The organism is Streptomyces sp. NPDC050636, assembly GCF_040654775.1.
GTDB lineage: Bacteria > Actinomycetota > Actinomycetes > Streptomycetales > Streptomycetaceae > Streptomyces.
The window spans coordinates 84,521-111,023 of record NZ_JBFAIP010000016.1 but is presented as its reverse complement, the minus strand read 5'-3'; the positions used below and the strand labels follow the sequence as shown (position 1 = coordinate 111,023).

The window sequence follows — 26,503 nt, the reverse complement described above, 5'->3', positions numbered from 1 at the left end:
TCTGGGTGTGTGGTCCCGGGAATGGTGTCCGGGGGTGCTGTCCCGGGGGTGCTGTCCGGGGGTGTTGGTCCGCGTGGCTCAGGCGTCGTTGGCGAGCCAGGCGTATTTCCCCGACTTCCCGATGGGGATATGCGCACGGTGGTCCACCCGGCAGCGCCGACCGGTCAGCTCCCGTATGGCGCTTTCCAGCGCCGCGGCCTCGGCCGGTTCGACGGGCGAACCGTTGAACGTCGTATAGGCCAGCCGGGCTTCGGCGGTGCCGGACAGCCGCAACTGGTGCACAAAGACCTGCGATGACACTTCGCTGACGCACCGGTCGAGGTCGCCCTGGGCGACAGGACCGTGCGGCGAGGCGAGCAACTCCTTTTCCCGGCCGCAGAATTGGGAGATCTTGGTGGCGTCGGGCGTACCGTCCAGCGTGCGGACACAGTCCCCCGAGCGGTACCGGATCAGCGGCATGTACGGATTGCGCACACTGGACACGATGAGCTGGTAGATCGTGCTTTCCGGGGCGACCGGGACGAGTTCCACGCTCATCTTGTCCAGATGCGGACGGTACCGGCCGCGGCGGTCGCTGAAGAAGAGATAGCCGAGCTCGGTACTGCCGAACAGGTCGATGATCGGGCACACGAAATGCTGTTCCAGGAAACGCCTGACGTTCACCGGGGTGTATTCGTAGGCGTGGATGATGCTGGCGGGCGGCGGGAACGCATCCCACAGCCCCCACTCGCTCACCTTTCGCAGCAGATGCGCCAGGTGATAGCTGGAACAGTCGAGGTGGTACCAGCCGCGCGGGTGCGCCTGCGCGGCCGTCCGGATCTCCGTGAGCATCCGCTCCACCTCGTCGCGCTCCCAGAGCGCCGGGTCGAGCCGCAGATTGAGATAGCAGGTACGCGCATCGAGCCACCGGTCGTCCAGGCTCGGCACCGGATCCGCGTCCACACCGCGTTTCTTGGCGTTCACCCGGGCGACATGCTCCGTTGCCAGCACGGTGGTCAGCGAAACGCGCCGGCAGCCCGCTTCCCAGGTTTCGGCGATATCGGGGTGCTCGCGCCACAACTGGTAGTAGGAGTTCAGGAGGAAATACGGGGGCCGGATGATCTGCATACGGGCGTGGTTGGTGCCCGTGGACAGCACGAACTCGGCCTCGCCGGACTCCAGTGCGGCGGCCAGCCGGGGCGTCATCCAGTTGTCGGGAAATCCCCGGGCGATCTCCGGTTTGTCGAGGATCGGGAAGTGCCCGCGCTCCAGCGACTCGCGGTAGATCGGAATATCGCGGATCTGCTCGATGACCTCGGCGGTCGGCTGACCATCCATGGAATCCCTCGTATGTCTTCGGGAGCGGGGCCCGTACGGCGTGTTGGGGCGCTGTGCCCGGAAGCGGCCCGGCGGCGGGGGAGCCGCCACCGGACCGCTCCCGGGCGTTCATCGGCCGGCCATCCGGCCGGTCAGCGGGCGACCGTTAGGAGATACAGCCGGTCTTCTTGGCCACGCTGATGCAGCCGGACTTGGGCGTGGCGCTGATGCAGCCGTCCTTCGCCGCCTGCGCCGAGTTGGCGGCCAGCCAGCCCTGCCAGACGTCGTCCTGGGCCATCTTCTTGATGAGCTGCTCCATGTGGGACCTCCCGAAGAGTGTGGGGAGTGCGGCGATGACCTGCGCTGATGCCGCACCCCCCGAACGTAAAAGGCTGACCAAACCCATGTCAACGCAAGGCAATGCCGCCGCGGCCCGGATCCCGCTCCGCGCGCCAAATTTGGCGTGATCGTGTCGGGAAGATCACGTCCGGGAACCAAATGACGAGGGGTCAGATGGCGGCGCTGCCACGGCACCGGGCGGCCATCGATCGGGTGACCCGCCGCGCGGGTCCGCTGCCCGGCGGCCAACCATGCGGAACGATCACGACCGTTTCATCGGTCCCAGGTCAACGGGAGTCTGCCGTGCGCATTCTGCTCATCGCCGGCGCGTTCAACAGCTTGACGCAGCGCCTATACGCCGAACTCACCGACAGAGGCAACCACGTGATCGTGGAACTGGCCACCCCCCGGACACCACTCCCTGAGGCGGTGCGCCGCCATTCCCCCGAGCTGATCGTGGCGCCGATGCTCAAGACGGCCATTCCCCGGGAGGTGTGGTCCGCGTACACCTGCCTGATCGTGCATCCCGGTCCCGTCGGCGACCGCGGGCCGTCCTCGGTGGACTGGGCGGTGCACCTGGCCGAGGACCAATGGGGCGTCACCGTCCTCCAGGCCAACGACGAGATGGACGCCGGGGACGTCTGGGCGTCCGCCCTCTGCCCTGTCCCCGACGTGGGCAAAAGCGATCTGTACCGCAACGAGATCGCGGACGCCGCGGTCGAGGCGGCCCTGCTGGCCGTGGCACGCTTCGCGTCCGGCAGCCACCGCCCACAGCCGCAGAATTCCCTTCCCGACGCCCGGAAACCCGGCCGCCCCCGGCCGCCCTTCCGCCAGGACCTGCGCCGCATCGACTGGCAGTCGGACCCGACCGACACCGTCGTACGGAAACTGCGCGCCGCCGATTCACAGCCCGGCGTACGGGACGAACTGCTCGGCGGAACATGGTTTCTGCACGGCGGCCATCCCGACGACACCCTGACGGGCCGGCCGGGCGAGCCCGTCGCCACCCGCCATGGCGCGATCTGCCGCGCGACCGTCGACGGCGCCGTGTGGATCCCGGAACTGCGGCCGCCCCGCCGGCCGGGGGAGCCGCGCACCTTCAAGCTGCCCGCCACGCTGGCCCTGGGCGACCGGCTGCCGCCGCTCCCCGAGATCCCGGCTCCGCCGGCCCGGGGCGACGGCCCCCGCACCTGGACCGACATCCGCTACCGCGAGGACGGCCCGGTCGGATTCCTGCGTTTCTCCTTCCCCGGCGGGGCGATGAGCACCGACCACTGCCGACGCCTGCTCGCCGGCTACCGGCACGCCTGCTCCCGGCCGACATCCGTGCTGGTGCTCGGCGGCGCCCGGGACTTCTTCTCCAACGGCATCCACCTGAACGTCATCGAGGCCGCCGCCGACCCCGCCGACGAGTCCTGGGCCAACATCAACGCCATGGACGACCTCGTACACGCCGTCCTGACGACGACCGACCGGCTGGTGATCGCGGCGCTCGGCGGCAACGCCGCAGCCGGCGGGGCGATGCTGGCCTTCGCCACCGACGAGGTCTGGTGCCGCTCGGCCGTCGTACTCAACCCGCACTACCGGCTGATGGGGCTGTACGGCTCGGAGTACTGGACGTACTCGCTGCCCGGCCGGGCCGGTCCCGAGGCGGCCGCGCAGCTCATCGAACGGGCCCTGCCGCTCACCGCGGCGGCCGGGCAGCGCCTCGGGCTGGTGGACCGGATCATCGACTGCGCCCCGGAGGAGTTCGCCGCACAGACCGCACGGCTCGCCCTCCGGTCGGCGTCGGCGCCCGCGCTCCAGTCACGGATCGCCGCGAAGAAGGCGCACCGCGAACGCGCCGAAGCGGAGAAACCACTGGCCGCCTACCGGGAGCACGAACTGGCCAGAATGCACGAGAACTTCTTCGGCCCGGACCAGCCCTACCACGCCCTGCGGCGCGCTTTCGTCCGCAAGGAACCGCCGACGGGTACCCCGCCCCACCTGTCCCGGCAGACCGGCACCACGCCCATCGTGTCCGGGTAGAGCGGTGCGCTGCCCGAAGCCCGATTCCGCGGCTCACCCGATGGCCGCGCCGTGCCGCAGCAGCAGCGCGACATCGACCGCCGCAACGACGACCGCCCCGACGAACGGCACCTTCGGCCAGTTACGGCCCAGCAGCGCCCCGCCGACCGCCACCGTCACCGAGGCCGCGACGGCGAGCGCCCCGGAATCGCTCGCAGGGCCCGGCCGACCGAACGCAAGCAGCAGCGTGGCCCCCACGAGCGGGACCGGCAGCAACAGGCCCGACCGGTGCCCGCCCAGCCGCTGCGGCCAGCCGTGCACCCCCGTGGCCAGGTCGGCGGCGATGTCCGGCAGCACATTGGCCAGGTGCGCGCCGACCCCGAGCAGCGCGGCGGCGGCGACGATCCACCAGCCCGGCCAGGGCCGCCCCGGAAGCCCCAGCGCGACAAAGGCCGGAAGGGACGCGAACCCCACGGCGTACGGCAGCCACGACAGCGCGGTGGCCTTGAGACCCAGGTTGTACGCCCAGCCCGCCGCGACGCCGAGGAGATGGACCGCCCCCGCGAGCCGCCCGCAGGCGAAGGACAGCGGCAGACACAGCGTCAGGGCGACAACCGCCGCGGAACGTACCGTTCCCGCGGTCACCGCGCCGGCCACCACCGCTTTGGTGCGCCGCCCGACGGCCGCATCGCGCGCGGCGTCCACCGCGTCGTTGCTCCAGCCGATCGACAACTGACCCGCCAGCACCGCGGTGACCGCCAGCAGCGATCTCGGCCCGCTCTGCCCGGCGGCCACCGCCAGCCCGCCCACGAGGAGGCTCACCACCGCGGTCGGCCCCGGGTGGCATGCCCTCAGCAGCGGGCCCACCGCACGCAGCGGCGGTACGGCCGGTGCCCGTTCGGCGGCGTCCGACCGCTCCATGGCGTCCACGCGATCATGCTAGGGCCTGTCCGATGGGGCATGGCCGGGCGCGCGGCGGGCCATCACCCGGTCTGCCGCCGGACGGGCGACTTCGGCCGCGCTACGGTGTCGTGCCGCAGCACCCCGGGGCATCCCTTGCAGGGTCACCCTGTCACCCCGTCTCCCGACCCCGGACCCAGATGACCCGCATCGCAGCCGTCCACGGAGTACTCGCCCCGCACCGGCACTCCCAACGAGAGATCACGGACATGGTCGCCCGGACCTGTCTGCCCCGCGGGACCGACCGCCGGGTCCTCGACCGGCTGCATCACCGTGCGCAGGTGACCACCCGTCATATGGCGCTGCCGCTCGACCGGTACCCGGCACTGGACGACTTCGGCACCGTCAACGACGCATTCATCGACGGTGCGGTACGGCTCGGCACCGATGCCGTCGGTGCGGCCCTGGAAGCGGCGGGGCTGTCCCCGCGCGACGTCGACCTGCTGATGTTCACCTCGGTGACGGGCATCGCCACCCCGTCCGTCGACGCCCGGCTCGTCGGACGACTCGGGATGCGCCGGGACGTCAAGCGGCTGCCCGTCTTCGGTCTGGGGTGCGTAGCGGGCGCCGCGGGCATCGCCCGGCTGCACGACTACCTGCTGGGCCGACCCGACGATGTGGCCGTCCTGCTGTCCGTGGAGCTGTGCTCGCTCACCTTCCAGCGTGACGACGCCTCAACCGCCAATCTCATCGCCACCGCACTGTTCGGGGACGGGGCCGCCGCAGTGGTCGCGTGCGGTGCGCGTCGTACGGCGGGCCGGGGCGCGACGGCAGGCGAGGGCGCGACGACGGCGGCTGCCGGGCCGTATGTGGTCGACACCCGCAGCCGTCTCTACCCGGACACCGAGCGGGTGATGGGGTGGGACATCACCGCCTCCGGCTTCCGCGTCGTACTGGACGCCGGCGTCCCCGACGTCGTACGCAAGAACCTCGCCGGTGACGTCGACGCGTTTCTCGCCGACCACGGCCTGTGCCGCGCGGACATCACGGCATGGGTCTGCCACCCCGGCGGACCGAAGGTCCTGGACGCGGTGGCGGAATCCCTGGACCTGCCGGACGGCGCGCTGGACCTCACCCGGCGTTCGCTGGCACGGGTGGGCAACCTCTCCTCGGCGTCCGTGCTCCATGTCCTGCGTGACACCCTGGCCGAACGCCGCCCGCCCGCCGGCACTCCGGGACTGCTGCTCGCCATGGGACCGGGATTCTGCTCCGAGCTGGTCCTGCTGCGCTGGTAGGGACGGGGAGACATGATCTGGTACGCCGTGCTGCTCATGGCCGTCGCCGCCGAGCGCGTCGTCGAGCTCCTCGTCGCACGCCGCAACGCCCGCTGGAGCCTGGCCCGAGGCGCCGTCGAGACGGGACGCCGGCACTATCCGGCCATGGTGGCCCTGCACACCGCACTGCTCGCCGGCTGCCTGGGGGAGTCCTGGGCGGCCGACCGGCCGTTCGACGCCGTACTGGGGTGGACGATGACCGGCGTGGTGGCGGCCGCGCAGGCCCTGCGCTGGTGGTGCATCCGTACGCTCGGGCCCCGCTGGAACACCCGGGTCCTCGTCGTACCCGGCCTGCCCCTGGTGAGTGGAGGACCGTACCGCTGGATGAGCCACCCCAACTACGTGGCCGTGGTGGCGGAAGGGCTCGCCCTGCCCCTCGTACGCGGTGCCTGGCTGACCGCGCTGCTCTTCGGTGTCCTCAATGCCGGGCTGCTCACCGTACGCATCCGCTGCGAGAACCAGGCGCTCGTCCCCGGACGCACCCCGGACGTCCCCGGCCCGCTGTCCGGTACCGCGGGCGCGGGCCGGTGATCGACCTGCTGGTGGCCGGCGGCGGCCCGGCCGGGCTCGGCACCGCCATCCACGCGGCGCTCACCGGTATGGAAGCGGTGGTGATCGAACCGCGCGCCACCCCGGTGGACAAGGCATGCGGAGAGGGCATCATGCCGGGCGGAGTGCGCGCCCTGAACGCGCTCGGTGTCGATGTCGCCGGCGGATATCCGCTGCGCGGCATCCGCTATGTCGACGGGCGCCGGCATGCCGAGGCGCCCTTCCACGCGGCGTCCGGCCTCGGTATGCGCCGCACCGACCTGCACGCCGCGCTCTCCTGGCGGGCCGCGGAACTCGGCGTCAAGATCCTGACCGGCAAGGTCGGCGAGGTACGGCAGAGCGACGACTCGGTGACCGCCGCGGGCCTGCGGGCGCGCTGGCTCGTCGCCGCGGACGGCCTGCACTCGCCGATCCGCCACGCACTCGGCCTGGCCCGGCCCGACCCCCGCCCTCGTCGCTACGGACTGCGGCGGCACTACCGCGTACGTCCGTGGACCGACTTCGTAGAGGTGCACTGGCCCGGGGACGGGCCCGGCTCCGTACCCGGGTCCCATGCCGGTGAGGTGTACATCACCCCGGTCGGCGCGGAGCTGGTGGGCGTGGCGGTGCTCAGCACCGAACGCCGTGGTTTCGACGCCCACTTGGCCGCTTTCCCCGAGCTTGTTCCGCTGCTGGACGGCCCGCCGGCCAGTGCCGTACGCGGCGCCGGTCCCCTCCGGCAACGGGTGGCGCGCCGCACCGCGGGCCGGGTGCTGCTGGTCGGCGACGCAGCGGGTTATGTCGACGCGCTCACCGGCGAAGGCATCGCCCTCGCACTGGCCTCGGCGCAGGCGGCCGTCCGCTGTCTGAAGGCGGGCCGGCCGCAGGCGTACGAGGGGGAGTGGCGACGGCTGTCACGCAGGCACCGCCTCCTGACGGAGGGGCTGCTGAGGGTGAGCGGCAGCGCGGCCGGCGCCCGCCTGATCGTTCCGGCGGCGGCCCGGATGCCATCGGTCTTCAGCGCGGCGGTCCGTGCCCTCCAGTGACCGCTCGTGCCGTTCCCCTTCCACCGGGGACGGCCGGTGGAAGGGGAACGGGAATTCCGGCCTTCGTTCTACGGGTGCGGCAGGTACTTGTACCCGATGCCGAACACGGTGCTGATGGCGTCCCGCGCGTGCGGTCCCAGCCGCCGCCGCAGCCGGGCGATGTGCACGTCGACGGTCCGGGCGCTGGAATGGCAGGTGGGCCAGACCGCGGCCATCAGCTGCTCGCGGGTGAACGCGCGCTGCGGATGCAGCACCAGGTGGGCGAGCAGATCGAATTCCAGCCTGGGCAGGCAGATCTGGCGCCCCTCGACGGAAATCGTCCTGGCCGCCGTATCGATCTGTATCGGGTCGGGAGCCGTGACGGACCGCGCGCGGCCGGCGGAGGCCGACGGCCCAGCCGGCTCACCACCTGGTGGCGCCAGGATGATGTGCACCTCGTCCGAGGGAAGCCGGTGGACCGATACCGGTTCGAGGTCGTGCAGGGTGAGTTGCCACTTGCCGTCCGGAAGTCGGTCGACTGCCAGAGGTGGCCCTCCGCCCGGCCCGGCGTCCGCCGGCTGGCCGAGCTCGGCCTCCGGTAGCAACGTAAGGGTCGTCGAGGAGTTCATGAACATGGTCTCGGCCCATTCCTCTTGCAAAGCAGGCGTGTACGGACAGACATGGCGGTGCTCGACGTTCGGTGTGCGGACCTACTGCGGGGCGATCGCGACGCGGTCCAGCGCCGAGGGTGGGGCGCTCGCGTCATGCCCGTACTCAGCCATGACGTGATGGACGCCACGGCTCCGGTCCAGACGAACGCTACATGTGATCACGTGCTTCCGGAAAGTAGCATCCGCTAATCAGAGTTGGTCTTTGAGCCGTTTTCAGGCCGAAGTGACGCTACGTCAGATGACGGTTGAACGATCCCGTTCGCACGCCTCCTGACCTTAGTTCAGCAGGCATGTGAGGAATCCGTGAAGGTGGCGGCTCCGGCTGCGGACGAGAAGTGAAAGACCCCGATCAAGGCCCCGGCGGCAATCCCGCAGTCCACCAGCCCTCGACCGGCGTGGCCGGAAACCGACGGTGAACTGGCCGGGATCTATGAACATTTGCTGAACGAAACGCGTCGGGTGGGCGTTCACCGCCGTGTCGACGCTCACACTCGGCCCTCGGGGCCACCGGATACGGGGCGGTTGCCGCCCGGGTATGAACAAGCGAGCATCGGCACCCGGCCCGCCGCATCTGCCGCACCAGCCCCGTGCGTCTTGTTCCCGCCCGCTCCCCGCAGGACCGTGAACCGCTACAGCAAGTGCTCGATCCTGATCGGCAGTTCCCGTACGCGTCGCCCCGTGGCGTGAAAGACCGCATTGGCGATGGCCGCCGCGGCGCCCACCATGCCGACCTCTCCGAGGCCTTTGACGCCCAGGGGATTGACGATCTCGTCCTGGACTTCCACAAAGTCGATCTCGACGTCCGGCGCATCCGCGTTGACCGGCACCAGGTACTCGCCGAGGCTGGCGTTCGCCCAGCGGCCGTCCCGGGTGTCGACGAATGTGGACTCAAGGAGAGCCTGGCCGAGCCCCCACAGCATGCCGCCCATGACCTGGCTGCGGGCGGTCTTCGCGTTGAGCACACGGCCCGGGGCGAAGGCGCCGACCATGCGGCGTACGCGGACGATGCCGAGGTCGGGGTCGACGGCGACCTCGGCGAACTGGGCGCCGAAGGTGGCGAGTCCGTAGGGCTGGTTCGGTTGTGGTGGGTTCCAGCTGCCGAGGGCATCCATGTCGGTCATGAAGTGACGCTGCATCAGATCTTGGTATGTCTCGCCCGTCTCGGGCCGGTCGCGGAGCGCCATGCGTCCGTCGCGGACGTCGATGGCGGCCGGATCCGCGCCGTGCAGCGGGGACTGCGGATCGGCGACCGCCTGCGCGAGCATCTGGTCGCGCAGGGTGGTGGCGGCCGTGTGCACGGCCGCGCTGATCATGCCGGAGCCCGCCGACCCGACCGTGGCCGCGACGTTCGGCAGGTCGGTGTCCCCGTAGTCGAACCGGACGTTCTCCAGAGAGACGCCCAGCCCGTCGGCGGCCACCTGAGTCATCGCGGTGCCCGAACCGGTGCCGAATTCCTGGGTGGCCGCCTGCACCACAGCGGTCCCGTCGGCATAGAGACGTGCTCGGGCCCGTTGCGGCTGCATGGGGAAGTACACGGGGTATCCGGCGGTGGCCATGCCGCTGCCGATGAGCCAGTTGCCGTCGCGCCGGGAGCGGGGTTCCGGATTGCGCGACTGCCAGCCGAAGCGGGCCGCGGCGCGCCGGTAGCACTCCTCCGCTCCGTCGCTCGACCACGGGTGGCCGGTGTTGGGATCCACGTCGGCATGGTTGCGGAGCCGCAGTTCCAGGGGGTCGATGCCGAGTTCATGGGCCAGGTCGTCCATCAGGCACTCAAGAGCGAACATGCCGGATGTCTCGCCGGGGCCGCGGGTGAAGGTCGGCGTCATGGTGTTGCTGCGGATGAGCCGGTACACGCCCTCGTAGTTCGGGCACGCGTATGCCTGGGCCGCGATGCCGAGCGACGGCTCCGCCCACTCGTCGAAGGGTGAGGTGAGGGAGAGTTTGTGGTGGCGCAGCGCCGTCAGGCGGCCGTCGGCTGTCGCGCCGAGTTCGATGCGCTGCTCCTGCTCCTCGCGGTGACCGCAGGAGGTGAACATCTGCTCGCGGGTAAGGGCCAGCTTGACGGGGCGCCGCACATGTCGCGCGGCCATGGCGGCCAGTGTGACGTGCGGCCAGACCATGGCCTTGCAGCCGAACCCGCCGCCGACGAACTGGGTGAGGACCCGCACCTTCGAGGAGGGAATGCCCAGTAGCGCGGCCACCGTGCGCTGGCTGGCCACGATGCCCTGCGTGGCGTCGTAGAGGGTCAGCCGGTCGCCGTCCCAGACAGCAGTGGTGGCCGAGGGTTCGATCGGATTGTGGTGGTTGGCGGCGAAGTGGTACGTGGCCTCGACACGGGTGGCCGCCGCATTGAGGGCGGCGTCGACATCGCCTCGCACACTGCGCGCGGGGATGAAGCCCGCGAAGATCGCGTCCGGCTCGTATGCCTGGTCCCGGCCCTCGTCCAGGGTGGTGATGGAGGCGTTCCGCTCGTAGTCGACATGGACCTGGTGTGCCGCGTGATGGGCGCGTTCCAGCGAGTCGGCGATCACCATGGCCACCGGCTGGCCGAAGTAGTGCACGACGTCGTCCTGCATCGGGAAGAAGCTCTCCCCGGGGGCGGCCTGGCCGGCCAGCGACGGCAGCAGGTGAGGTGGCGCCGCGACCTTGGGCAGGTTGTGGTGGGTCAGCACAGCGAGCACACCGTCGGCGTGCTCCGCGGCCGTGATGTCGATCGCGGTGATGCGCCCGCTGGCCGTATGGGCGCCGACGAGAGCGGCATACGCGGTGCGGGGCAGGGTGATCTCGGCCGAATAGCGGCCGCTTCCGGTGACTTTGGCGGGGCCGTCGACGCGATCGGCGGGCCGGCCGACGGCCTCAAGGGTGGTGCCCGTGGTCATGTTGCTTCTCCCATCGCGGCGGCGGTCTCCAGGGCGCGGACGATGGTCCGTTGCGCGAGGTCCGCCTTGAAGGCGTTGAGCGGGCGAGTGTCGGCCGGGGCGAGCTCCTCGGCTGCGGCCCTGGCGAAGGTCTCACGATCGGCGGACCGGCCGGCCAAGAGCTCCTCGGCACGACGCGCCCGCCACGGCTTGGTCGCCACGCCGCCGAGGGCGAGGCGTACTTCCCGGATGACGCCGTCCTCCAGGGCCAGTGCGGCTGCCGCCGAGACGAGGGCGAACTCGTACGACTCACGGTCGCGGACCTTGAGGTAGTGGGACCGGCGCGCCATGGGGGTGGGCGGTACCTCGATCGCGGTGATCAGTTCGCCCGGCGTGAGCGGGTGTTCCCGCTCGGGTGTGTTGCCCGGGAGGAGGAAGAAGTCGTCGATGGGCAGGGTGCGGGCGCCGTGGGTGCCCTCCACATGCACCACGGCGTCGAGGGCGACGAGGGCGACCGCCATGTCCGACGGGTGTGTGGCGATGCAGTGCTCGCTCGTCCCGAGGACGGCGTGGCCGCGGTTGACGCCGTCCAGGGCAGCGCAACCGCTGCCCGGTACGCGCTTGTTGCAGGCGGATGCGGTATCGCGGTAGTAGGAGCAGCGGACCCGCTGCATCAGGTTTCCGCCCATGGAGGCCATGTTCCGCAACTGGGCGGAGGCTCCGAGCAGGAGCGCCTCGGAGAGCATCGGGAAGCGCTCTACGACTCCCCGGGCCTCGGCGACCTCGCTCATACGGGCCAGCGCCCCGATGCGCAGTCCGCCACCGGGAAGATCCTCGATGCCGGCCAGCGGCAGACGATTGATGTCCACAAGATGGTTCGGGCGCAGAACGTCGAGCCGCAGCAGGTCGACCTCCGTGGTGCCGCCGGCCAGGAACGAGCTGCCGGGATCGCCGGAGACGGCCGTGACCGCGCTGCGGACATCCGTTGCGCGCGTGTAGCTGATGGTCCGCATGTCACTGCCCCGTCTTCCGGTCGCGCACCTCGCGGATGGCGGAGCGGATGTTGGGGTAGGCCGCGCACCGGCAGATGTTGCCGCTCATCCACTCGGCGATCTCCGGATCCGTTCCGGCGTGTCCCTCGTCGAGCAGTGCGACGGCGGACATGATCTGGCCGGGTGTGCAGTACCCGCACTGGAAGGCATCGTGTTCGAGGAAGGCCCGCTGCATCGGGTGCATCTCCTCGCCGTCGGCCAGGCCCTCGATCGTGGTGACCTCCTGGCCCTCACAGGTGATCGCCAGTGTCAGACAGGACAGCACCCGGCGCCCGTCGACCCAGACCGTGCACGCACCGCAGGTTCCCTGGTCACAGCCCTTTTTGGAGCCGGTGAGAGCCAGCTTCTCGCGCAGTGTGTCCAGGAGGCTCACCCGCGGCTCCAGCTCCACGAGGTGGGACTCGCCGTTGACGGAGAGTCCCACCTTCACGTTTTCGGGCCCGCGTGCCTCCATCGTGGAGGGCTCGGCAACCGGCGTCGACGCACGTCTATTGGACACAGCACTCACCTCGGAATTGGTGTGGTAGGTCGAGCCTCCGTCCGGCCGGGACGCCCCGCAACTGGATGATTCATCCGGATCAAGCGGTCGAGTCAGATGGTGCTGGCGAACGACGATGTGAACACGGGGGAGGCGTGGGCGTACAAGGCGGCGACGCCGCACACCATGCCGGCTCACGGCCCCCATCCAGGCACGGCTCCGCCGTCCGGTCCCGGCGGTCTGTCACCATTGGCCGCTCATTACCTCCTGGGTAATCGACCGCTCCCGCCTCTCCCGGCAGGATCAAGCACATCGACGGGAAAACCCCGCCGGGATCCGGCCGCAGTTGCGAGGAGAGCGCCATGTCCGTCAAGTCCGTCGCCACCACGGCGAGTTCAACCACCACACCGAGTTCCCTCGCCGTGGCCACCCGGGCCGTTGTGCAGGACTTCCTCACTGCCCGGCTGGCCGGGGACACCGGGCGGCTCGTCGCGCTCTTCGCTGACGAGGTCGACTGGCTGCTCGCCGAGAACCCCGCCGTCCCGTGGATCCGCCCGCGGTCCGCCGCCGCCGAATGTGCCGCCCAGTTCACGGAGTTGATGGAGCACACCGTGCCCGAGGACTCGCGCGCTTCCGTCGACACCTTCCTCGTCGACGGCACCGACGCCGTCCTGATGGGGCACCTGTCGGGGACCGTACGCGCGACGGGAAAGTCCTTCGAGGGCCCGTTCGCGCTGCGCCTCACCGTCGAGAACGGCCGGATCACCCGGCACCACCTCTACGAGAACAGCCTGTCGATCGCCGAGGCCTGCGCCCCGTGAGGGCGGCCGGGCTGAGCGCGACGCGGATCACGGCTACCTGCTGGACGATCAGCAATCGGAGGCAGGGGCCCGCTTCGACGCCCTCAGCGAGTTGTTCGATCCGGTGACGTTCCGGCATGTCGATCAGCTCGGGATCGCTGCCGGCATGCGGTGCTGGGAGGTCGGTGCCGGTGGTCCGTCCGTACCTCTCGGGTTGGCCGAGCGAGTCGGCCCGGCGGTTGGCTGCTCTTGGGATGACGCCGATCCGGGGCTACAGCCGCTGTTGTGTCCGGACGAGTCGGGTCCCGAACAGCAGCTCGCCAACCGGTTGCGATCGGGCTTTCGTGCGTTGATGGCGGCCCGCGGCGCGGACCTCGCGTACGGGCGTACCCTGCCCAGGCCGCTGCGTGAGGCGGGTCTGGACGACGTTCGCTGGGCACCGATGAGGAGATCGACCGCCACCTGCTGAACGTCGCCACCGGGCGCCTCGACCTGGCCACCGCCCCGATGATCTCTGCGTGGGGACGCCGCCGGTAACCCTCAAACAGTCACCCCAGGGGAAGAAAAGCGGCCACGGCGACGACCGGGAGGACCATCCCGGTGCCGAGGTGTGACCGTTCGGTGCGGGGCTCTGCATGTTCACTACCGGACACGCGTGACACCCTGTGCCGGGTGCCACCGCTGTGCCTCGGCTGCGGCCGGTCACCGGTGATCAGTTGTGGCCGAACTTCCGCTCCTGCTTATGGGCGACGTGCTTCGAGATCGGGTGTTCCGTCTCATGTGGCGTTGATTTCTTCGCCTGTTCCTTCGCCTCCACGGCGGTGCTGCGTTCATGACCGCCGGTGCGGGCGCCGCGGTTCTGCCGGGTCTGTTTCTTGCCCACGATCGTGCCTCCTGTGGGGGATCCCGGACGATGGGCCGCTACCAGAGTTGCATGCGGGCACGAAGAGTGCACTTCGGGCGGTGGCCGGGCAGGAGCAGTCTCGGCAATCGGCCGCTGGGAATCTGCGGGCGTGCTCCGACTGCGCGTCCGGGGGCTGTGGCGGCAGGTCCCGTCGATGGCTTCGACGGGACGGATGGCCGTAGCCACCCGTCGGAGCTCAGGGGTGGTCACGGCATCGTTCCGGGGCCGGGTGCCCCGGTGACCGGGTGGCCGAGCAGGGCGCGGGCCCGGCGGTACAGCCGCCAGCCCTTGGTCTGGAGGGATTCGGGGAGCGGGGCGGCCGGGGCACCCATGCCGAGGGTCCACCGTGTGAAGCGCTCCAGCGAGGTGTCGGCGCGGACCATCAGGCGGGCGATACGCATCGGCTCGTCGGTGGTGGAGCTGAAGGCGTTGCGGACGGCGCATGCCGAGGTCCAGCCGGCCTCTTGTACGGTGCGGCGGACGGCGGCGCTGGAATAGCCGTGCGGGTAGGCGAAGGCGTAGACGGGGTGGCTGAGCACGTCCTCCAGGCGCCGCTTGTTGTCGACGATCTCGTGCCACGCCCGCTGGGCGGGCAGGGTGTCCAGCTGCGGATGCGTGGTGGTGTGCCCGCCGATTTCGAAGCCCAGGGCGTCGAGGGTGGCGATCTGGCGCCAGGACAGCATGGAGGCGGGCGGCAGCAGGCTGCCTTCGGGGTGGCCGCCGGGCGGATGGACGGCGCCGGTGGTGACGAAGACGGTGGCGGGCAGGGAGCGGTCGGTGAGGTGGGGAGTGACCGCCCAGTAGAAGTCGGCGAACCCGTCGTCGAAGGTGAGCACGGCGGAGCGGGCCGGCAAGGGCGGGCCGCCCCGCATCGCGGCGACCAGCCGCCGCAGCGGCACCACGGTGAGCCCGGCGTCGGCGATGCGGTCGAGATGTTCGGCGAAGACGCGCGGCGTGACCGTGTAGGGGGCGATCCACGGGGCGGGGTCGGTGGTCACCGAGTGGTAGAGGAAGACGGGCACGGCGTTCATGATCGGTCCTTCCGGGCGCCCGCACCGGTAGCCGCCGGTGCGGGAGGTGCGCGGCGGAGCTGCTCGGTTCCGGCGTCGACAGCCGTGGTGCCCTCACCAGCCTGCTGTCCCGTGCCCAGCACCCAGCCGGTGTGCCGCAGTCCGGTGGGCGCCCCGCCGTGGACGATGAACAGCACAGAGCCGGCGGCCATGGCCGCGAAGAGCGGGCTGAACAGCGGGCCGCGCAGAAGGCCCAGACTCAAAGGCGGGCACGGACCTGACGCACCGTCACAGCACGGAGGTGTACGGAGCCGCTGCGGTTGCGCGAGGCGCGGGGGAGCGGCGTGCGAGGTCATGCCGATCATGTCCGGGCGGCGCGGCGGCGGGATGCGTAGCGGCTGCGCAGATAGCCGGCCGGACCGTAGAGCAGCCCCCGGACTTCGCGGAGCGTCAGCCGGACCGGCCACACACCTGTGGCGCCCGTCCCAGTACGGGACTTGGTGGCGACATGCCGGATGCCACCCGGGATCCGGCGCACCAGGGAGGGCAGCGGGGTGGGCCAGTGTCGGACGGCGGCGGCCAGGAAGGCGCCGAATCCGGCGCCGTGGCCGAACGCCTGGGCCGTTACGGCATCGGTGGCGCGTCGGTGGCGGTGCCAGACGATCGCGTCCGGCTGGTAGACGATGGCGCTGCCGGCCGCGAGCACCTGGAAGAACGCCAGCAGATCGTCGCCGCCGTGCGCCGGTGCGCCGGTCCGGGTCGCCGGGGCGAAGCCGCCGAGCTCCCGCAGGACGTCGGTGCGGAACGCCGTATTGGCGCCGGAGCCGAACTGTCCCGCGGTGAACGGGAACAGCGGGTCGGTGGGCGGGTGCGCCGGCGACCAGCTGCGCCGGGTGAATCCCTTGCCGAAGCCGCCGTGCCCTTCGAGCGTGCACTGCGCGGCGGTCTCCAGCTCGGCGGGCACGATCAGCCCGGTCACACAGCCGACCCGCTCGCCGACTGTGCGGTCGGTGCCGCGGTCCTCGAAGGCGCGCTCCAGCGCCGTGATCCAGCCGGGATCGACCAGGGTGTCGTCGTCCGTGAAGGCGCAGATCCAACCGCGGGCTGCGGACAGCCCGCGGTTGTGCGCCCGGGCCAGGCCCACCATGTGTTCCCTCACATACCTGACCCGGGACGTGTAGCACTCGCGGATCAGCTTCTCCGCGGCGTCATCGGAAGGGGCGTTGTCCACCACGATGATCTCGAAGGACGGATGGCCGGAGCGCAGCAGGGCGTTGAGGCACTCGCGGAGCATTCCGGGCCGGTCGTGGGTGGTGACGATGACGCTGACCGCGGGCGGTTCGCCCGGCTCCGGGACCCGGACGGTGCGTCCGGGGCCGGGCCGGGCGGCCTCCGCGGCGGCCGATGTGTCGAGCCGGCGATGTGCGGCGTCGGCCAGCGTCCGGTACAGGCCTGCGGTGTCCCCGAGGGCACCGTGAGCGCTGACCATGCCGAGCGGGTGTCCGCGCAGCCGCACCAACGCCAACACGCGGCCGTCCGGTGCGTCGGCCGGGGCACCGCCGGGTGAGCGCAGCTCACCGGGTGCCTCCAGGTCCAGCTCGACGACATGGGCGGGGGTGTAGAGCGTTTCGCGGACGGCAAGGCGGGGGCAGGCCGCTGCGGTGCGCGGGCCGATGCCGGTCATCGCTTCCCCACACCCACGGGTGTCGAGCGCCGGGCACGCGGGCGTTCGGCGATCAGGGTCCGCAGCACTCGGCGGCCTTCGGAGACCGCATGCAGATGCGAGCGCCCGCTGCGACGGGGAAGTTCCAGACTGGGGACCTCCGCGGCGCGGAGCCCCAGGCCCAGTACGTGATCGATCAGCGCGGCCTCGCTTTCGAACCCGGGCGCATGCGGGTCCAGGTCTGTCAGGAAGCTGCGCCGGAAAGCACAGAAGCCGTGGACGTGCGGGATCTCGCCGGGCCACATGCTGCGGGCCTCGTTGTGCGCCGGGACCACCAAGCTGACGGTGTGTCGGACCGGCGCATCGTCGGCCCGGCGAAGGGGCCGGCCGCCGTCCACGGTGGGTCGGATCATGCCCGCGGGCAGGGATGTACTCATGGGGCACTGCCTAACTACCGTGCGAGGCACCGGGCGTGGCCATGGCGTGTCGCCGTGCGGCAAGACCCGATGTGACGACGGTGTTCACCGACGGTCCGGCCGTCGGGGCGCCTGTTCAGAGGGCGCCGCACACCTACGGACCAGAGGAGAACGAGCCACGGGGCGGCGGGGTGAAATGTGCACCCGGTTCGCCCGGCCCCGGACGCGAAGGCGTCGGGTCGTTCTCGGACGCGTGAGCGTCGACCACCACAACTGGCGAATGTGCTGTCCGTACGGGATGCGGAAACGAGGTCCGCGGGTACGGTGCCAGGTCCCCATCATGAACAGCACGTCGGGCCACGGTCAAGGGCATTTGCCCGATATGCCGGAGATAGTTGAATTCACACTTATTTATCGCATGGCCCCGGTTGCCTCATGACCCCGGTTGCCGCATGGCCCCGGACCCCATGGCCTCGGCGATCCTGCGGGTGATCTCACCAGGCCTGGCCGGATAGCCGTAGTACCAGCCCTGCGCCCAGTCGCAGCCCAGCTCCCGCAGCCGTTCCGCGTCCGCCGCCGTCTCCACGCCCTCGGTCGTCACCGTCAGCCCCAGCGAATGCGCCAGCGACACCATGCCTCCGATGATCCGCCAGCCCAGGGGATCGCCGCCCTCCTGCGTCCGCAGGTCCGAGACGAAGGACCCGGCGATCTTCAACCCGGACACCGGCAGATCCCGCAGATACGCCAGATTCGACCAGCCGGTACCGAAGTCGTCCACGGTGAGCGAGACACCCATGTCGACCAGCGCGCGCAGGGCTTGCAGCGCCGGGTCCCGCGGGCCCAGCATCGCGCTCTCTGTGATCTCCAGCTGGAGATGTCCCGGGTCCAGACCGCTCGCCCGCAGAATCCGGTCGATGTCGGACAGCAGCCCGGCGTTGCGCGCCTGCCGGACCGCCAGGTTGACGTTGATCCGCGGCGCCGCCTGCCCGAACCGGGCCACCCAGTGCGCCGCCTGCTCGCACGCCTGCAGCAGCACCCAGCGGCCCAGCGGGATGATCAGCCCGCTCTCCTCGGCGGTGGCGATGAACTCGTCCGGGCCCAGCACCCCAAGCTCCGGGTGGCGCCAGCGCACCAGCGCCTCGACCGCCACCATCGCACCGTCGGACAGTGCGCACAGCGGCTGGTACTCGATGAAGAACTCACCGCGGTCCAGCGCCGTCGGAATCCGTACCGACATCGCGTACCGGCTGACCGCCACCGCGTTGCGCTCGGGGTCGAAGAGCGTCCAGCAGCCGCGGCCCTCCTTCTTCGCCCGGTACAGCGTGAGGTCGGCGCTGCGCATCGCTGCCCCGGGAGTCGTCGCGGAAATCGGTTGCTCCACCACGCCGATGCTCGCCCGGACCCCCAGCTGCTGATCACCGATCAGGAACGGCGGAGCCAGCGCCCCCAGCACCGTCTGCGCCACCGCGATCCCCTCCTGCGGGCCCCGGCAGCTCTCCAGCAGCACAATGAACTCGTCGCCGCCCAGCCGCGCCACCAGGTGGCCCATCGGCGCGAGGCTCGACTGCAGCCGGTCCGCCACCGCCGCCAGCAGCTGATCGCCGGCTTCATGGCCGAGACTGTCGTTGATGCTCTTGAAGCCGTCCAGGTCCACCGAGCACAGACCGAAGCGGGCACCCGGCTCGATGTTCATGAAGAGCCGCTCCAGCCGCTCGAAGAACGCCGTACGGTTCGGCAGCCCGGTCAGCGGATCGTGGGTGGCCTGATAGCGCAGCCGCTCCTGCATACGGTGCTGGTCGGTGATGTCCTCCACCATCGCCACCTGATAGCGGGGCGCGCCGTCCTCGTCGCGGATCAGCGACACGGTCAGATGCGTCCAGATCACCTCGCCGTCGTGCCGGTAGTACGGCTTGTCGCACTGGAAGTGGTTCCGCTTGCCGGCGACCAGCTCGTGGTACGTCTCCCAGACACCGGGGGCGTCCTCGGGATGCACCAGCATGTCGACGCGGAGGTTGCGTATCTCCTCGGCGCGAGCGCCGAACATCTCCTGAAGCGCGGCGTTCACCGTGAGAATGTTCCCGTCCAGGTCGCCGATCCCGATACCGACCTCGGCCGTCTCGAACACCGCCCGGAACCTGGCCTCCGAAGCGTAGAGAGCCTTCTCCGCGCCCCTGCGGGCCAAGTCGACGGCGAGCCGTATCGCTTCCTGCTCACGCAGTGTCCGCTCACGCAGCGCCGCCGACCAGCCCGCGGCGAACGCGCCGGTCAGCGCCGGTCCGCGGTCGTCCGCGGTCGGCCATTCCTGCAGCAACCCCACCGCGCGCGCCAGCACCGCGGGATCGGTGAAGTGCGCGTCCACCAGCAGCGCCCCGGCCTGCTCGGCCGGCGCGGCGTCGAACGGATCGTCATCATGGGCGTGCCGCAGCAGTTCCGCGGTGCTGGACACCAGCGGACCCAGCACGCCCGGACTCATCGCCGCCCCGTGGTCCTCGCGCAACAGACGCGACCAGGCGTCGCGGAAGCGGACCGAGGGAGCGTCCAGGGTCCCGGCCGCCGAAGTGCTCACAACCGGCGCCCCACTCCCGCGAGGCCCGCCATCAACTCGGGGTGCGGCCCCACCGCTTCCGGCCGCTCAGGGCGCCATTCGGGCAGATAGACGACGCCCGGCTCGACGGGCTCGAAGCCTTCGAAGAGCGCGACGATCTCCTCCCTGGAGCGCATGGTCAACGGCATCGGCGTCCGCTTGTAGAGGTCCTGATGCTCTTCGACCACGTCGGGCCGCGCCTCCCGCGACGCATGGGAGAGCACCAGCGCACTGCCCGGCGGCACGGCGTCATGCAGGACCCGTACGATCCGCCCGGGGTCCTCCTCGTCCTGGACGAAGTGCAGAACGGCCACCAGCAGCACCGCCACCCGCTCGCGCGGGCGCAGCAGTTCGGCGACCGCGGGCTGCTTCAGCAGGGCTTCGGGATCGCGCATGTCCGCCTGGACCACCTCGCACAACGGGTCGTCCTCCAGGATCAGCCGGCTGTGCTGTACGGCCACCGGGTCGATGTCGACATAGACCACCCTGGCGTCCGGCCGGATCTCCCGGGCGACTTCGTGGACCGCCCCGAACGTCGGGATCCCCGAGCCGATGTCCAGGAAACGGGTGATGCCCTCCTGGGCGAGGTACTGCACCGCGCGCCGCAGGAAAGCACGGTTGGCGCGCATGATCAGCGGAAGGTCCGGCCACGTGGCGATCGCTTTGCGGGCCAACTCCCGGTCCACCGCGAAGTTGTGGGAACCGCCGAGATAACAGTCGTAGACCCGGGCGACGTTCGGCGTGTCCTGATCCGTCCCCTCGGGTACCCAATGCGGTCGCGCCATGCAGCACCCCTTCGCGCCAGGAGGCCCCGAACAGGAGGGAACACCCCACAAAAAGCCTCCTACGATCCCATACCCGATGCAAGCGGACCACCGGAAACCGGCCGGACACTCCCCGGGGCGTCCGCCGGACCAGCCGCTCGCGAAGACCGTCCCGGCCCCGGAGAATGGAAGCCGGCGAGGGAGTCGCGATGCCCGGAAGAATCGAGGACTACGCCCTGCTGGGCGATCTGCAGACCGCCGCGCTGGTCGGCACGGACGGCTCGGTCGACTGGCTCTGCCTGCCGCGCTTCGACTCGCCCACCTGTTTCGCGGCCCTCCTCGGCGACGAACGCCATGGCCACTGGCGGATCGCCCCGGTGGACGCCCGGCGGTGCAGCGGCCGTGCGTACCGCGGCGACACCCTGGTGCTGGAAACGCTCTGGGAGACCGCCACCGGCACCGTACGGGTCAGCGACTTCATGCCGCAGCGCGACCACGCGCCCCGCCTCATGCGCATCGTGGAAGGGCTGAGCGGCAGTGTCGACATGCGCGGTGACCTGAGGCTTCGTTTCAACTACGGCCGCACCGCGCCCTGGGTGCGGCGCACCGACCGGCACCGGATCGCCGTCGCGGGCCCCGACTCCGCGTGGCTGCGCGTCGCACCCGGCGTGCACACTTTCGGCCATGACACCAGCACCCGCTCCGAATTCACCGTCACGGCCGGTGACCGGGTGCCCTTCGTCCTGAGCTGGCAGCCCTCCCACCTGGACAACAGTCACCGCGTCGACCCGGAAAAGGCCCTGCTGGAGACCGTCGACGCCTGGCAGCGCTGGACGGCCGGCTGCCGCTACCAGGGCGAATGGGGCGACGCCGTGGTCCGGTCGCTGATCATCCTCAAGGCCCTCGCCTACCAGCCGACCGGCGGGATCGTCGCCGCCGCGACCGCCTCCCTGCCGGAACGCATCGGCGGCGAACGCAACTGGGACTACCGCTTCTGCTGGCTGCGCGATTCCAGCATGACGCTGTCCGCACTGCTCCGCGGCGGCTTCCGGGACGAGGCGGTGGCCTGGCGGCAGTGGCTGGTGCGCGCCATCGCCGGCGACCCCGGGGACCTGCAGAGCGTGTACGGCGTCGGGGGCGAACGCCGGCTGCCGGAGACCGCGGCGGACTGGCTGCCGGGCTACGAGGACTCCGTCCCGGTCCGCTTCGGCAACGCCGCCGTCGACCAGCTCCAGCTCGACATCTACGGAGAGGTCGTCGACACCCTCTACATGGCGCTGATCGCCGGTATCCCGATGGAGCGTCATGTCTGGGTTCTGCTACGGAAGTTGATGACCTTCCTGGGTGACCACTGGCAGGAACCCGACGAAGGACTGTGGGAGGGCCGAGGCGGCCGGAAGCACTGGGTGCACTCCAAGGTCATGTCCTGGGTCGCCGCGGACCGCGCCGTACGGATGGCGGAGGCGACCGGTCTCCCGGCACCGGTCGACCGCTGGCGGGCGCTGCGCGACACCATCCACGCCGACGTCTGCGCGCACGGTTACGACCCGGAGCGGGGCGTGTTCGTCCAGCACTACGGGGGCCGGGAGCTGGACGCGGCCACCCTGTTCATCGTCAAGACCGGATTCCTTCCGCCGGACGACCCCAGGGTGATCCGCACCGTTGACGCGGTACGGACCGAGCTGGACCATGACGGCTTCGTCCGCCGGTACGCGAGCGACACCGGGACCGACGGACTTCCCGGCACCGAAGGCGCCTTCCTGGCCTGCTCGTTCTGGCTCGCCGACGCACTGGCCGCGACCGGCCGCAGAGCAGCGGCCCGCGAGTTGTTCGGACATGTGCTCTCGTCCGCCAACGATGTGGGCCTGCTGTCGGAGGAGTGGGACCCGTCGCAGCGACGCCAACTGGGCAACACGCCGCAGGCCTTCACACATGTCGCGCTGGTCAACACCGCATTCCTGCTCGCCGAGGGCACCGAGGACACCGACAGCACCCGCTGACCGCGGAAGCCCGCCACCCGAGGTGCCACCGCTCACCAGCACGGCCACCCGGGCAGCGGGCGTCCCTCCTCCTTCAGGCGTGGGCCGTCAGGACATTCACGGCAGATACCGCTCGATGGCGGCGGCCCCCTGCTCGTCGATGAGGCGCTTGGCCCATTTGAGGTTCGAGGGGGTGGGCTCGCGCCCGGAGGCCTTCACCAGGTCCTCAGGGTCGTAGGGCCGCTCGCTGCCCGTGAACAGCTCAAGCGGCCGCTTTCGTTCGTCCGAACTCTCCGTGCTGTTGCTCGTCACAGATCCTCCTCTGTCCGCGGCCGCCGAGTCGCCTGGGACGATCGCTTGGTTCCATCATGGGGCTGCCTGCGAACACCCGCACGACGTGCGGCGGGCCGATGCGGGGATGCGGGTCAGCCGACCGGGCGCGGCGCCCCCGGATAGTGCGGCGGGAACGCCTGCTCGGTCCAGATCGTCTTGCCGTACGGCGTGTACCGCGTGCCCCAGCGCTGGACGAGCTGCGCGACGATGAACAGCCCGCGCCCGCCCTCGTCGTCGCTCGCGCTGTGGCGCAGGTGGGGCGAGGTGTGGCCGGTGTCCGAGACCTCGGTCAGCAGGGTCAGATCCCGCAGCAGACGCAGGTGCAGCGGCCCGGCGGCATGCCGTACGGCATTGGTGACCAGCTCGCTGACCGCGAGTTCCGTCGCATACGACAGTTCCTCCAGGTCCCACGTCCGCAGCTGCCCGGTGGCCAGCTCGCGGGCCTTGCCCACCGCGGCCGGCTCGGCGGGCAGCTCCCAGGCCGCGACCTGCCGGGTGTCCAGCTCGCGGGTACGCACCAGCAGCAGCGCCGAGTCGTCGGGCGCCGTCCCGTCGGGCAGCAACTCCTCCAGCGCGTGGTCACACAGCTCCTCCAGCGGTCTGCGGTGATCGCCTAGCACCCGGCCCAGGGTCGCCAGCCCGACGTCGATATCACGGTCGCGCGCTTCCACCAGCCCGTCGGTGAACAGCGCCACCAGGCTGCCGACCGGCAGCTCGATCTCCAGGGACTCGAAGGGCAGACCGCCCAGTCCCAGCGGCGGTCCCGGCGGCAGATCCGGGAAGTACAGGCCGCCCTCAGGGTCGACGATGGCCGGCGGCAGATGCCCGGCCCGGGCCATGGTGCAGCGCCGCGAGACCGGGTCGTAGACGGCGTAGAGGCAGGTCACACCGGTGGCGGCATCCTCGTTCGGCCCGCCGCCCGGTCCGCCGTCCGGGCCGAGCGCGATCGCCTGTTCCTGCGCCGACTGCCCCACCACGTCGTCCAGCCGGCTCAGCAGTTCATCGGGCGCGAGATCCAGCGTGGCAAGGGCGCGTACGGTCGTACGCAGCCGCCCCATGGTCGCCGCCGCCTGGAGGCCATGGCCGACCACGTCCCCGACGACCAACCCGACCCGGGTGCCGGACAGCCCGATGACGTCGAACCAGTCGCCGCCGACCCCGGCCCGGTTGTCGCTGGGCAGGTAGCGGTAGGCCAGGTCGACCGCGGACTGGGTGGGCAGGTGCTGCGGCAGCAGATTGCGCTGGAGGGTGAGCGCGGCGGTGTGCTCGCGGGTGAAGCGGCGGGCGTTGTCCAGGCATACCGCGGTGCGGGTGACCAGCTCGTCGGCGAGGTCGATCTCACCGCTGTCGAAGACGGACGGATGCTCGCCGCGGACGAAGGTGACCAGCCCCAGCAGGGTGCCGCCGGCCCGCATCGGCACGACCATGGTGCTCTCCTCGCGCACCATGCCGCCGGAGGACAGGCTGCGGTACTGGAGCGAGCCGGGCGGGTAGTCGACGCGGTACGGGGTGGGGGGCGGCCCGTCGGGCTCCGTTTCGTCACCCGAGCGCGCGGTGTCGTCCCCGCTCCCGGCTGCGTCGTCGCCGGACTCCGGGGCCGAGCGGGACGCGACGCGGACGAGGGCGGGCACCGTGCCGATGGCCGGATCCGGCTCCTCGCCCTCCAGCACGGCCTGCACCAGGTCGACGGTGACCGCGGCCGCGAAGTCCGGCACCGCCACCTCGGTGATCTCCCGCGCGGTGACGGCCATATCGAGCGTGGTACCGATCCGGCCACCGGCCTCCACCAGGAGGTTCAGCCGCCGCTGGGCCCGGTAGCGGTCGGTGATGTCAAACGCGTCCTCGCACACCCCGAGCACCCGGCCGTCGGCGTCCTGCAACCGGTAGTAGGAGCAGGACCAGACGTGCTCGGTGCCCGGATCGGTGGGCAGATAGCCGACGAAATGCAGATCGAGGATCGATTCGCCGGTGGACAGGACGTGTCGCATCACCGCGCGGAGCGTGGTCGGATACCCCTCCGTGACGAACTCGCCGGTCGGATACAGCTCGTCGGCCCGCTTGCCGAGGAAGGCCCGCAGCGGCAGCCCGACCTCCCGGCCGTACGTGGCGTTGAACCAGGTCAGACGCATATCGGTGTCGTAGATGGCGAGGCCCAGCGGGGACTGGGTGGCCAGCCCGTGCAGCATCGACTGCCGCGCCTCCCACACCCGCAGACCGTCGAGTTCGGCCGCCACCAGTACGCGCGCGGGCTCCGTGTCCGCATCGTCGCCGGTCGCGGCCAGCGGACAGGTCGTCGTCGCCACCCGCAGCAGCCGCCCGTCCCGGTGCCGCGCCGTACGGGCCTCGCTGCCGCTCATCTGGACCGGGGGCGGCTGTCCGGCGGATACCGGACCGGGCGGCAGGAAGGTGTCGACATGCCGGCCGATGATGTCGCGCGACGAGTAGCCGAGGAGCCGCTCGGCGGCCGGGCTCCAGCCGATGACCCGGCCGTGGGCATCAAGAACCGCTGTGGCCGCCCTGGTGACGTCGAGGGGGCCACGGAAGTCGGCGCTCTCCGCCGCGTTCCATGCGTTCATGGCCTCATTCCAGCCCGGTTCAGTATCTACAGCATCGAGCCGGATCAAGACGTGCACAACCGCGCTGCCACAGGACCGGGCCCCCGCCTCCCTTGGTGCGGCCCCGCGTCCTCGCTGGCAGAGTGGGAAGGGGCGCTGAGCACAGGAGGCAGCCATGTCGGCCGAACGCCCCACCCTTCCCGTCCCCGGTGCTCCGTGCTGGGTCAGCCTGCTGGCCCGCGACCTCAAGGCCGCGCAGGACTTCTACGCCACGGTCCTCGGCTGGACCTTCCAGCCGACCAGCCTGGGGGACGAATTCGCCTTGGCGGTGGTCGACGGCCAGCCCGTCGCAGGCATCGGCGCGCTCGCCCCGAGCATCCAGGTCGCGGTGGCCTGGACCGCGTACTTCGCCGTCGAGGACGCGGACGCCACCGCGTCCCGTATCCGCGAGCGCGGTGCGACCGTCGCCGTCGGGCCGCTCCGGATCGGCCCCGGGCGCGCCGCCCTCGCCGCCGACCGGGACGGCGCGACCTTCGGCTTCTGGGAGGGACAGACGCTGGCCTGGTCGGTCGGGCAGGGCAGTGCGCCGGCCTGCCTGGAGCTGCGTACCCGCGACGCGTTCGACGCCGCCATCTTCTACGCGGAGGTCTTCGGCTGGGCCTCCGGGAGGCCGGGCGGCGTCGAGGTGGCGTACGAGGACGAGCAGGTCATCGTGCGCGACGGCAAGCACACGGTCGCCACCCTGCGCGGCGGCGCCGTCGAAGCCGCCCCGGACCCGCGCGTCCGCCCCCAGTGGCACGTCCACTTCCCGGTCCGGGACATCGACGCGGTGACATCGGCCGCGATGGCCGCCGGCGGGACCGTCACGCCCGTGGAACCGATACCCGATCCGGGCGGCGGACAGGGACGGCAGGCCGTCGTCCGCGACCCGGACGGCGGCATCTTCACCGTCACGGCGGCCTCCTGACCCGGCACACCCAACTCCCGTAGAAGAAACGCGGGTCGGG

General features: G+C 71.0%; 23 protein-coding genes and 1 pseudogene. 8 read left to right on the top strand and 16 right to left on the bottom strand.

The window, feature by feature from the left end:
- Positions 1–78: 78 nt before the first annotated feature.
- Together AB0I10_RS16050 and AB0I10_RS16045 are read right to left on the bottom strand one after the other, a co-directional pair.
- Positions 79–1,317: a hypothetical protein gene (locus AB0I10_RS16050; protein WP_363153064.1), complete on the bottom strand. Its 1,239-nt coding sequence runs from the start codon at positions 1,315–1,317 to the stop codon at positions 79–81.
- A 145-nt stretch (positions 1,318–1,462) separates the two neighbouring features.
- Complete coding sequence (locus AB0I10_RS16045; RefSeq protein ID WP_363153063.1) at positions 1,463–1,615, bottom strand: hypothetical protein; 153 nt, start codon at positions 1,613–1,615, stop codon at positions 1,463–1,465.
- A gap of 323 nt (positions 1,616–1,938) precedes the next feature.
- On the opposite strand from AB0I10_RS16045, the gene AB0I10_RS16040 reads away from it, so the two are divergent.
- Positions 1,939–3,663 (top strand): enoyl-CoA hydratase-related protein, encoded by a 1,725-nt coding sequence (locus tag AB0I10_RS16040; RefSeq protein ID WP_363153062.1) that lies wholly within the window; start codon positions 1,939–1,941, stop codon positions 3,661–3,663.
- Between the two features lie 33 nt (positions 3,664–3,696).
- Here the strand turns inward: AB0I10_RS16040 and AB0I10_RS16035 are convergent, their stop codons facing one another.
- Complete coding sequence (locus tag AB0I10_RS16035; RefSeq protein ID WP_363153085.1) at positions 3,697–4,563, bottom strand: UbiA family prenyltransferase; 867 nt, start codon at positions 4,561–4,563, stop codon at positions 3,697–3,699.
- A gap of 179 nt (positions 4,564–4,742) precedes the next feature.
- Between AB0I10_RS16035 and AB0I10_RS16030 the strand changes: the two genes are divergently transcribed.
- From AB0I10_RS16030 to AB0I10_RS16020, 3 genes are read left to right on the top strand one after another with little or no spacing between them, the layout of a single operon-like run.
- Positions 4,743–5,837: a 3-oxoacyl-[acyl-carrier-protein] synthase III C-terminal domain-containing protein gene (locus tag AB0I10_RS16030; RefSeq protein WP_363153061.1), complete on the top strand. Its 1,095-nt coding sequence runs from the start codon at positions 4,743–4,745 to the stop codon at positions 5,835–5,837.
- A 12-nt stretch (positions 5,838–5,849) separates the two neighbouring features.
- Positions 5,850–6,407, top strand: coding sequence for an isoprenylcysteine carboxyl methyltransferase family protein (locus AB0I10_RS16025; RefSeq protein ID WP_363153060.1), 558 nt, complete (start codon positions 5,850–5,852; stop codon positions 6,405–6,407).
- Complete coding sequence (locus AB0I10_RS16020; protein ID WP_363153059.1) at positions 6,404–7,450, top strand: NAD(P)/FAD-dependent oxidoreductase; 1,047 nt, start codon at positions 6,404–6,406, stop codon at positions 7,448–7,450. The genes AB0I10_RS16025 and AB0I10_RS16020 overlap by 4 nt, the downstream gene beginning before the upstream one ends.
- A gap of 68 nt (positions 7,451–7,518) precedes the next feature.
- Here AB0I10_RS16020 and AB0I10_RS16015 read toward each other — a convergent pair whose 3' ends face one another.
- From AB0I10_RS16015 to AB0I10_RS16000, 4 genes are all read right to left on the bottom strand, one after another.
- A complete protein-coding gene (locus AB0I10_RS16015) occupies positions 7,519–8,058 on the bottom strand; it encodes a winged helix-turn-helix domain-containing protein (protein ID WP_363153058.1) in 540 nt (179 codons plus the stop codon).
- A gap of 671 nt (positions 8,059–8,729) precedes the next feature.
- Positions 8,730–10,979 carry a xanthine dehydrogenase family protein molybdopterin-binding subunit gene (locus AB0I10_RS16010; protein WP_363153057.1) on the bottom strand — a complete coding sequence of 750 codons (2,250 nt, stop codon included), beginning with the start codon at positions 10,977–10,979 and terminating at the stop codon, positions 8,730–8,732.
- Positions 10,976–11,971, bottom strand: coding sequence for a xanthine dehydrogenase family protein subunit M (locus AB0I10_RS16005; protein ID WP_363153056.1), 996 nt, complete (start codon positions 11,969–11,971; stop codon positions 10,976–10,978). The genes AB0I10_RS16010 and AB0I10_RS16005 overlap by 4 nt, the downstream gene beginning before the upstream one ends.
- A 1-nt stretch (position 11,972) precedes the next feature.
- Positions 11,973–12,464 (bottom strand): (2Fe-2S)-binding protein, encoded by a 492-nt coding sequence (locus tag AB0I10_RS16000; protein WP_363153084.1) that lies wholly within the window; start codon positions 12,462–12,464, stop codon positions 11,973–11,975.
- 386 nt (positions 12,465–12,850) lie between these two features.
- Here AB0I10_RS16000 and AB0I10_RS15995 point away from each other — a divergent pair, with 386 nt between their 5' ends.
- Positions 12,851–13,309, top strand: a complete 459-nt coding sequence (locus tag AB0I10_RS15995; protein WP_363153055.1) for a nuclear transport factor 2 family protein — start codon at positions 12,851–12,853, stop codon at positions 13,307–13,309.
- A gap of 37 nt (positions 13,310–13,346) precedes the next feature.
- Positions 13,347–13,825: pseudogene (locus AB0I10_RS15990) on the top strand (hypothetical protein).
- Between the two features lie 175 nt (positions 13,826–14,000).
- Here the strand turns inward: AB0I10_RS15990 and AB0I10_RS15985 are convergent.
- The 7 genes from AB0I10_RS15985 to AB0I10_RS15955 all read right to left on the bottom strand — a co-directional run bounded on the left by AB0I10_RS15985 (position 14,001) and on the right by AB0I10_RS15955 (position 20,650).
- Entirely contained in the window at positions 14,001–14,171 is a 171-nt protein-coding gene (locus AB0I10_RS15985) for a hypothetical protein (protein ID WP_363153054.1), read from the bottom strand.
- Between the two features lie 227 nt (positions 14,172–14,398).
- Positions 14,399–15,223, bottom strand: a complete 825-nt coding sequence (locus AB0I10_RS15980) for a polysaccharide deacetylase family protein (protein ID WP_363153053.1) — start codon at positions 15,221–15,223, stop codon at positions 14,399–14,401.
- Positions 15,220–15,465, bottom strand: a complete 246-nt coding sequence (locus AB0I10_RS15975) for a hypothetical protein (protein WP_363153052.1) — start codon at positions 15,463–15,465, stop codon at positions 15,220–15,222. The genes AB0I10_RS15980 and AB0I10_RS15975 overlap by 4 nt, the downstream gene beginning before the upstream one ends.
- A gap of 98 nt (positions 15,466–15,563) precedes the next feature.
- Complete coding sequence (locus AB0I10_RS15970; RefSeq protein ID WP_363153051.1) at positions 15,564–16,886, bottom strand: glycosyltransferase; 1,323 nt, start codon at positions 16,884–16,886, stop codon at positions 15,564–15,566.
- Positions 16,883–17,302 carry a hypothetical protein gene (locus AB0I10_RS15965; protein ID WP_363153050.1) on the bottom strand — a complete coding sequence of 140 codons (420 nt, stop codon included), beginning with the start codon at positions 17,300–17,302 and terminating at the stop codon, positions 16,883–16,885. The genes AB0I10_RS15970 and AB0I10_RS15965 overlap by 4 nt, the downstream gene beginning before the upstream one ends.
- Positions 17,303–17,714: 412 nt before the next feature.
- Entirely contained in the window at positions 17,715–19,847 is a 2,133-nt protein-coding gene (locus tag AB0I10_RS15960; RefSeq protein ID WP_363153049.1) for an EAL domain-containing protein, read from the bottom strand.
- Positions 19,844–20,650, bottom strand: a complete 807-nt coding sequence (locus tag AB0I10_RS15955; RefSeq protein WP_363153048.1) for an SAM-dependent methyltransferase — start codon at positions 20,648–20,650, stop codon at positions 19,844–19,846. The genes AB0I10_RS15960 and AB0I10_RS15955 overlap by 4 nt, the downstream gene beginning before the upstream one ends.
- Positions 20,651–20,838: 188 nt before the next feature.
- Here AB0I10_RS15955 and AB0I10_RS15950 point away from each other — a divergent pair, with 188 nt between their 5' ends.
- Positions 20,839–22,629 (top strand): glycoside hydrolase family 15 protein, encoded by a 1,791-nt coding sequence (locus AB0I10_RS15950; protein ID WP_363153047.1) that lies wholly within the window; start codon positions 20,839–20,841, stop codon positions 22,627–22,629.
- A 96-nt stretch (positions 22,630–22,725) separates the two neighbouring features.
- Here AB0I10_RS15950 and AB0I10_RS15945 read toward each other — a convergent pair whose 3' ends face one another.
- Positions 22,726–22,920 (bottom strand): hypothetical protein, encoded by a 195-nt coding sequence (locus AB0I10_RS15945; RefSeq protein WP_363153046.1) that lies wholly within the window; start codon positions 22,918–22,920, stop codon positions 22,726–22,728.
- A 113-nt stretch (positions 22,921–23,033) separates the two neighbouring features.
- Positions 23,034–25,517 (bottom strand): SpoIIE family protein phosphatase, encoded by a 2,484-nt coding sequence (locus tag AB0I10_RS15940; protein ID WP_363153045.1) that lies wholly within the window; start codon positions 25,515–25,517, stop codon positions 23,034–23,036.
- A 154-nt stretch (positions 25,518–25,671) separates the two neighbouring features.
- Between AB0I10_RS15940 and AB0I10_RS15935 the strand changes: the two genes are divergently transcribed.
- Positions 25,672–26,463, top strand: coding sequence for a VOC family protein (locus AB0I10_RS15935; protein ID WP_363153044.1), 792 nt, complete (start codon positions 25,672–25,674; stop codon positions 26,461–26,463).
- Positions 26,464–26,503: the final 40 nt, after the last annotated feature.

Bases quoted from the DNA above. Each gene is read 5' to 3' on its own strand.
- AB0I10_RS15980 (WP_363153053.1), bottom strand. From the start codon at position 15,223: ATGAACGCCGTGCCCGTCTTCCTCTACCACTCGGTGACCACCGACCCC.
- AB0I10_RS16015 (WP_363153058.1), bottom strand. From the start codon at position 8,058: ATGAACTCCTCGACGACCCTTACGTTGCTACCGGAGGCCGAGCTCGGC.
- AB0I10_RS15935 (WP_363153044.1), top strand. From the start codon at position 25,672: ATGTCGGCCGAACGCCCCACCCTTCCCGTCCCCGGTGCTCCGTGCTGG.
- AB0I10_RS16045 (WP_363153063.1), bottom strand. From the start codon at position 1,615: ATGGAGCAGCTCATCAAGAAGATGGCCCAGGACGACGTCTGGCAGGGC.
- AB0I10_RS15950 (WP_363153047.1), top strand. From the start codon at position 20,839: ATGCCCGGAAGAATCGAGGACTACGCCCTGCTGGGCGATCTGCAGACC.
- AB0I10_RS16030 (WP_363153061.1), top strand. From the start codon at position 4,743: ATGACCCGCATCGCAGCCGTCCACGGAGTACTCGCCCCGCACCGGCAC.
- AB0I10_RS16010 (WP_363153057.1), bottom strand. From the start codon at position 10,979: ATGACCACGGGCACCACCCTTGAGGCCGTCGGCCGGCCCGCCGATCGC.
- AB0I10_RS16000 (WP_363153084.1), bottom strand. From the start codon at position 12,464: ATGGAGGCACGCGGGCCCGAAAACGTGAAGGTGGGACTCTCCGTCAAC.
- AB0I10_RS15955 (WP_363153048.1), bottom strand. From the start codon at position 20,650: ATGGCGCGACCGCATTGGGTACCCGAGGGGACGGATCAGGACACGCCG.
- AB0I10_RS16050 (WP_363153064.1), bottom strand. From the start codon at position 1,317: ATGGATGGTCAGCCGACCGCCGAGGTCATCGAGCAGATCCGCGATATT.
- AB0I10_RS15995 (WP_363153055.1), top strand. From the start codon at position 12,851: ATGTCCGTCAAGTCCGTCGCCACCACGGCGAGTTCAACCACCACACCG.
- AB0I10_RS16025 (WP_363153060.1), top strand. From the start codon at position 5,850: ATGATCTGGTACGCCGTGCTGCTCATGGCCGTCGCCGCCGAGCGCGTC.
- AB0I10_RS15965 (WP_363153050.1), bottom strand. From the start codon at position 17,302: ATGAGTACATCCCTGCCCGCGGGCATGATCCGACCCACCGTGGACGGC.
- AB0I10_RS15940 (WP_363153045.1), bottom strand. From the start codon at position 25,517: ATGAACGCATGGAACGCGGCGGAGAGCGCCGACTTCCGTGGCCCCCTC.
- AB0I10_RS15970 (WP_363153051.1), bottom strand. From the start codon at position 16,886: ATGACCGGCATCGGCCCGCGCACCGCAGCGGCCTGCCCCCGCCTTGCC.
- AB0I10_RS16005 (WP_363153056.1), bottom strand. From the start codon at position 11,971: ATGCGGACCATCAGCTACACGCGCGCAACGGATGTCCGCAGCGCGGTC.
- AB0I10_RS16035 (WP_363153085.1), bottom strand. From the start codon at position 4,563: ATGGAGCGGTCGGACGCCGCCGAACGGGCACCGGCCGTACCGCCGCTG.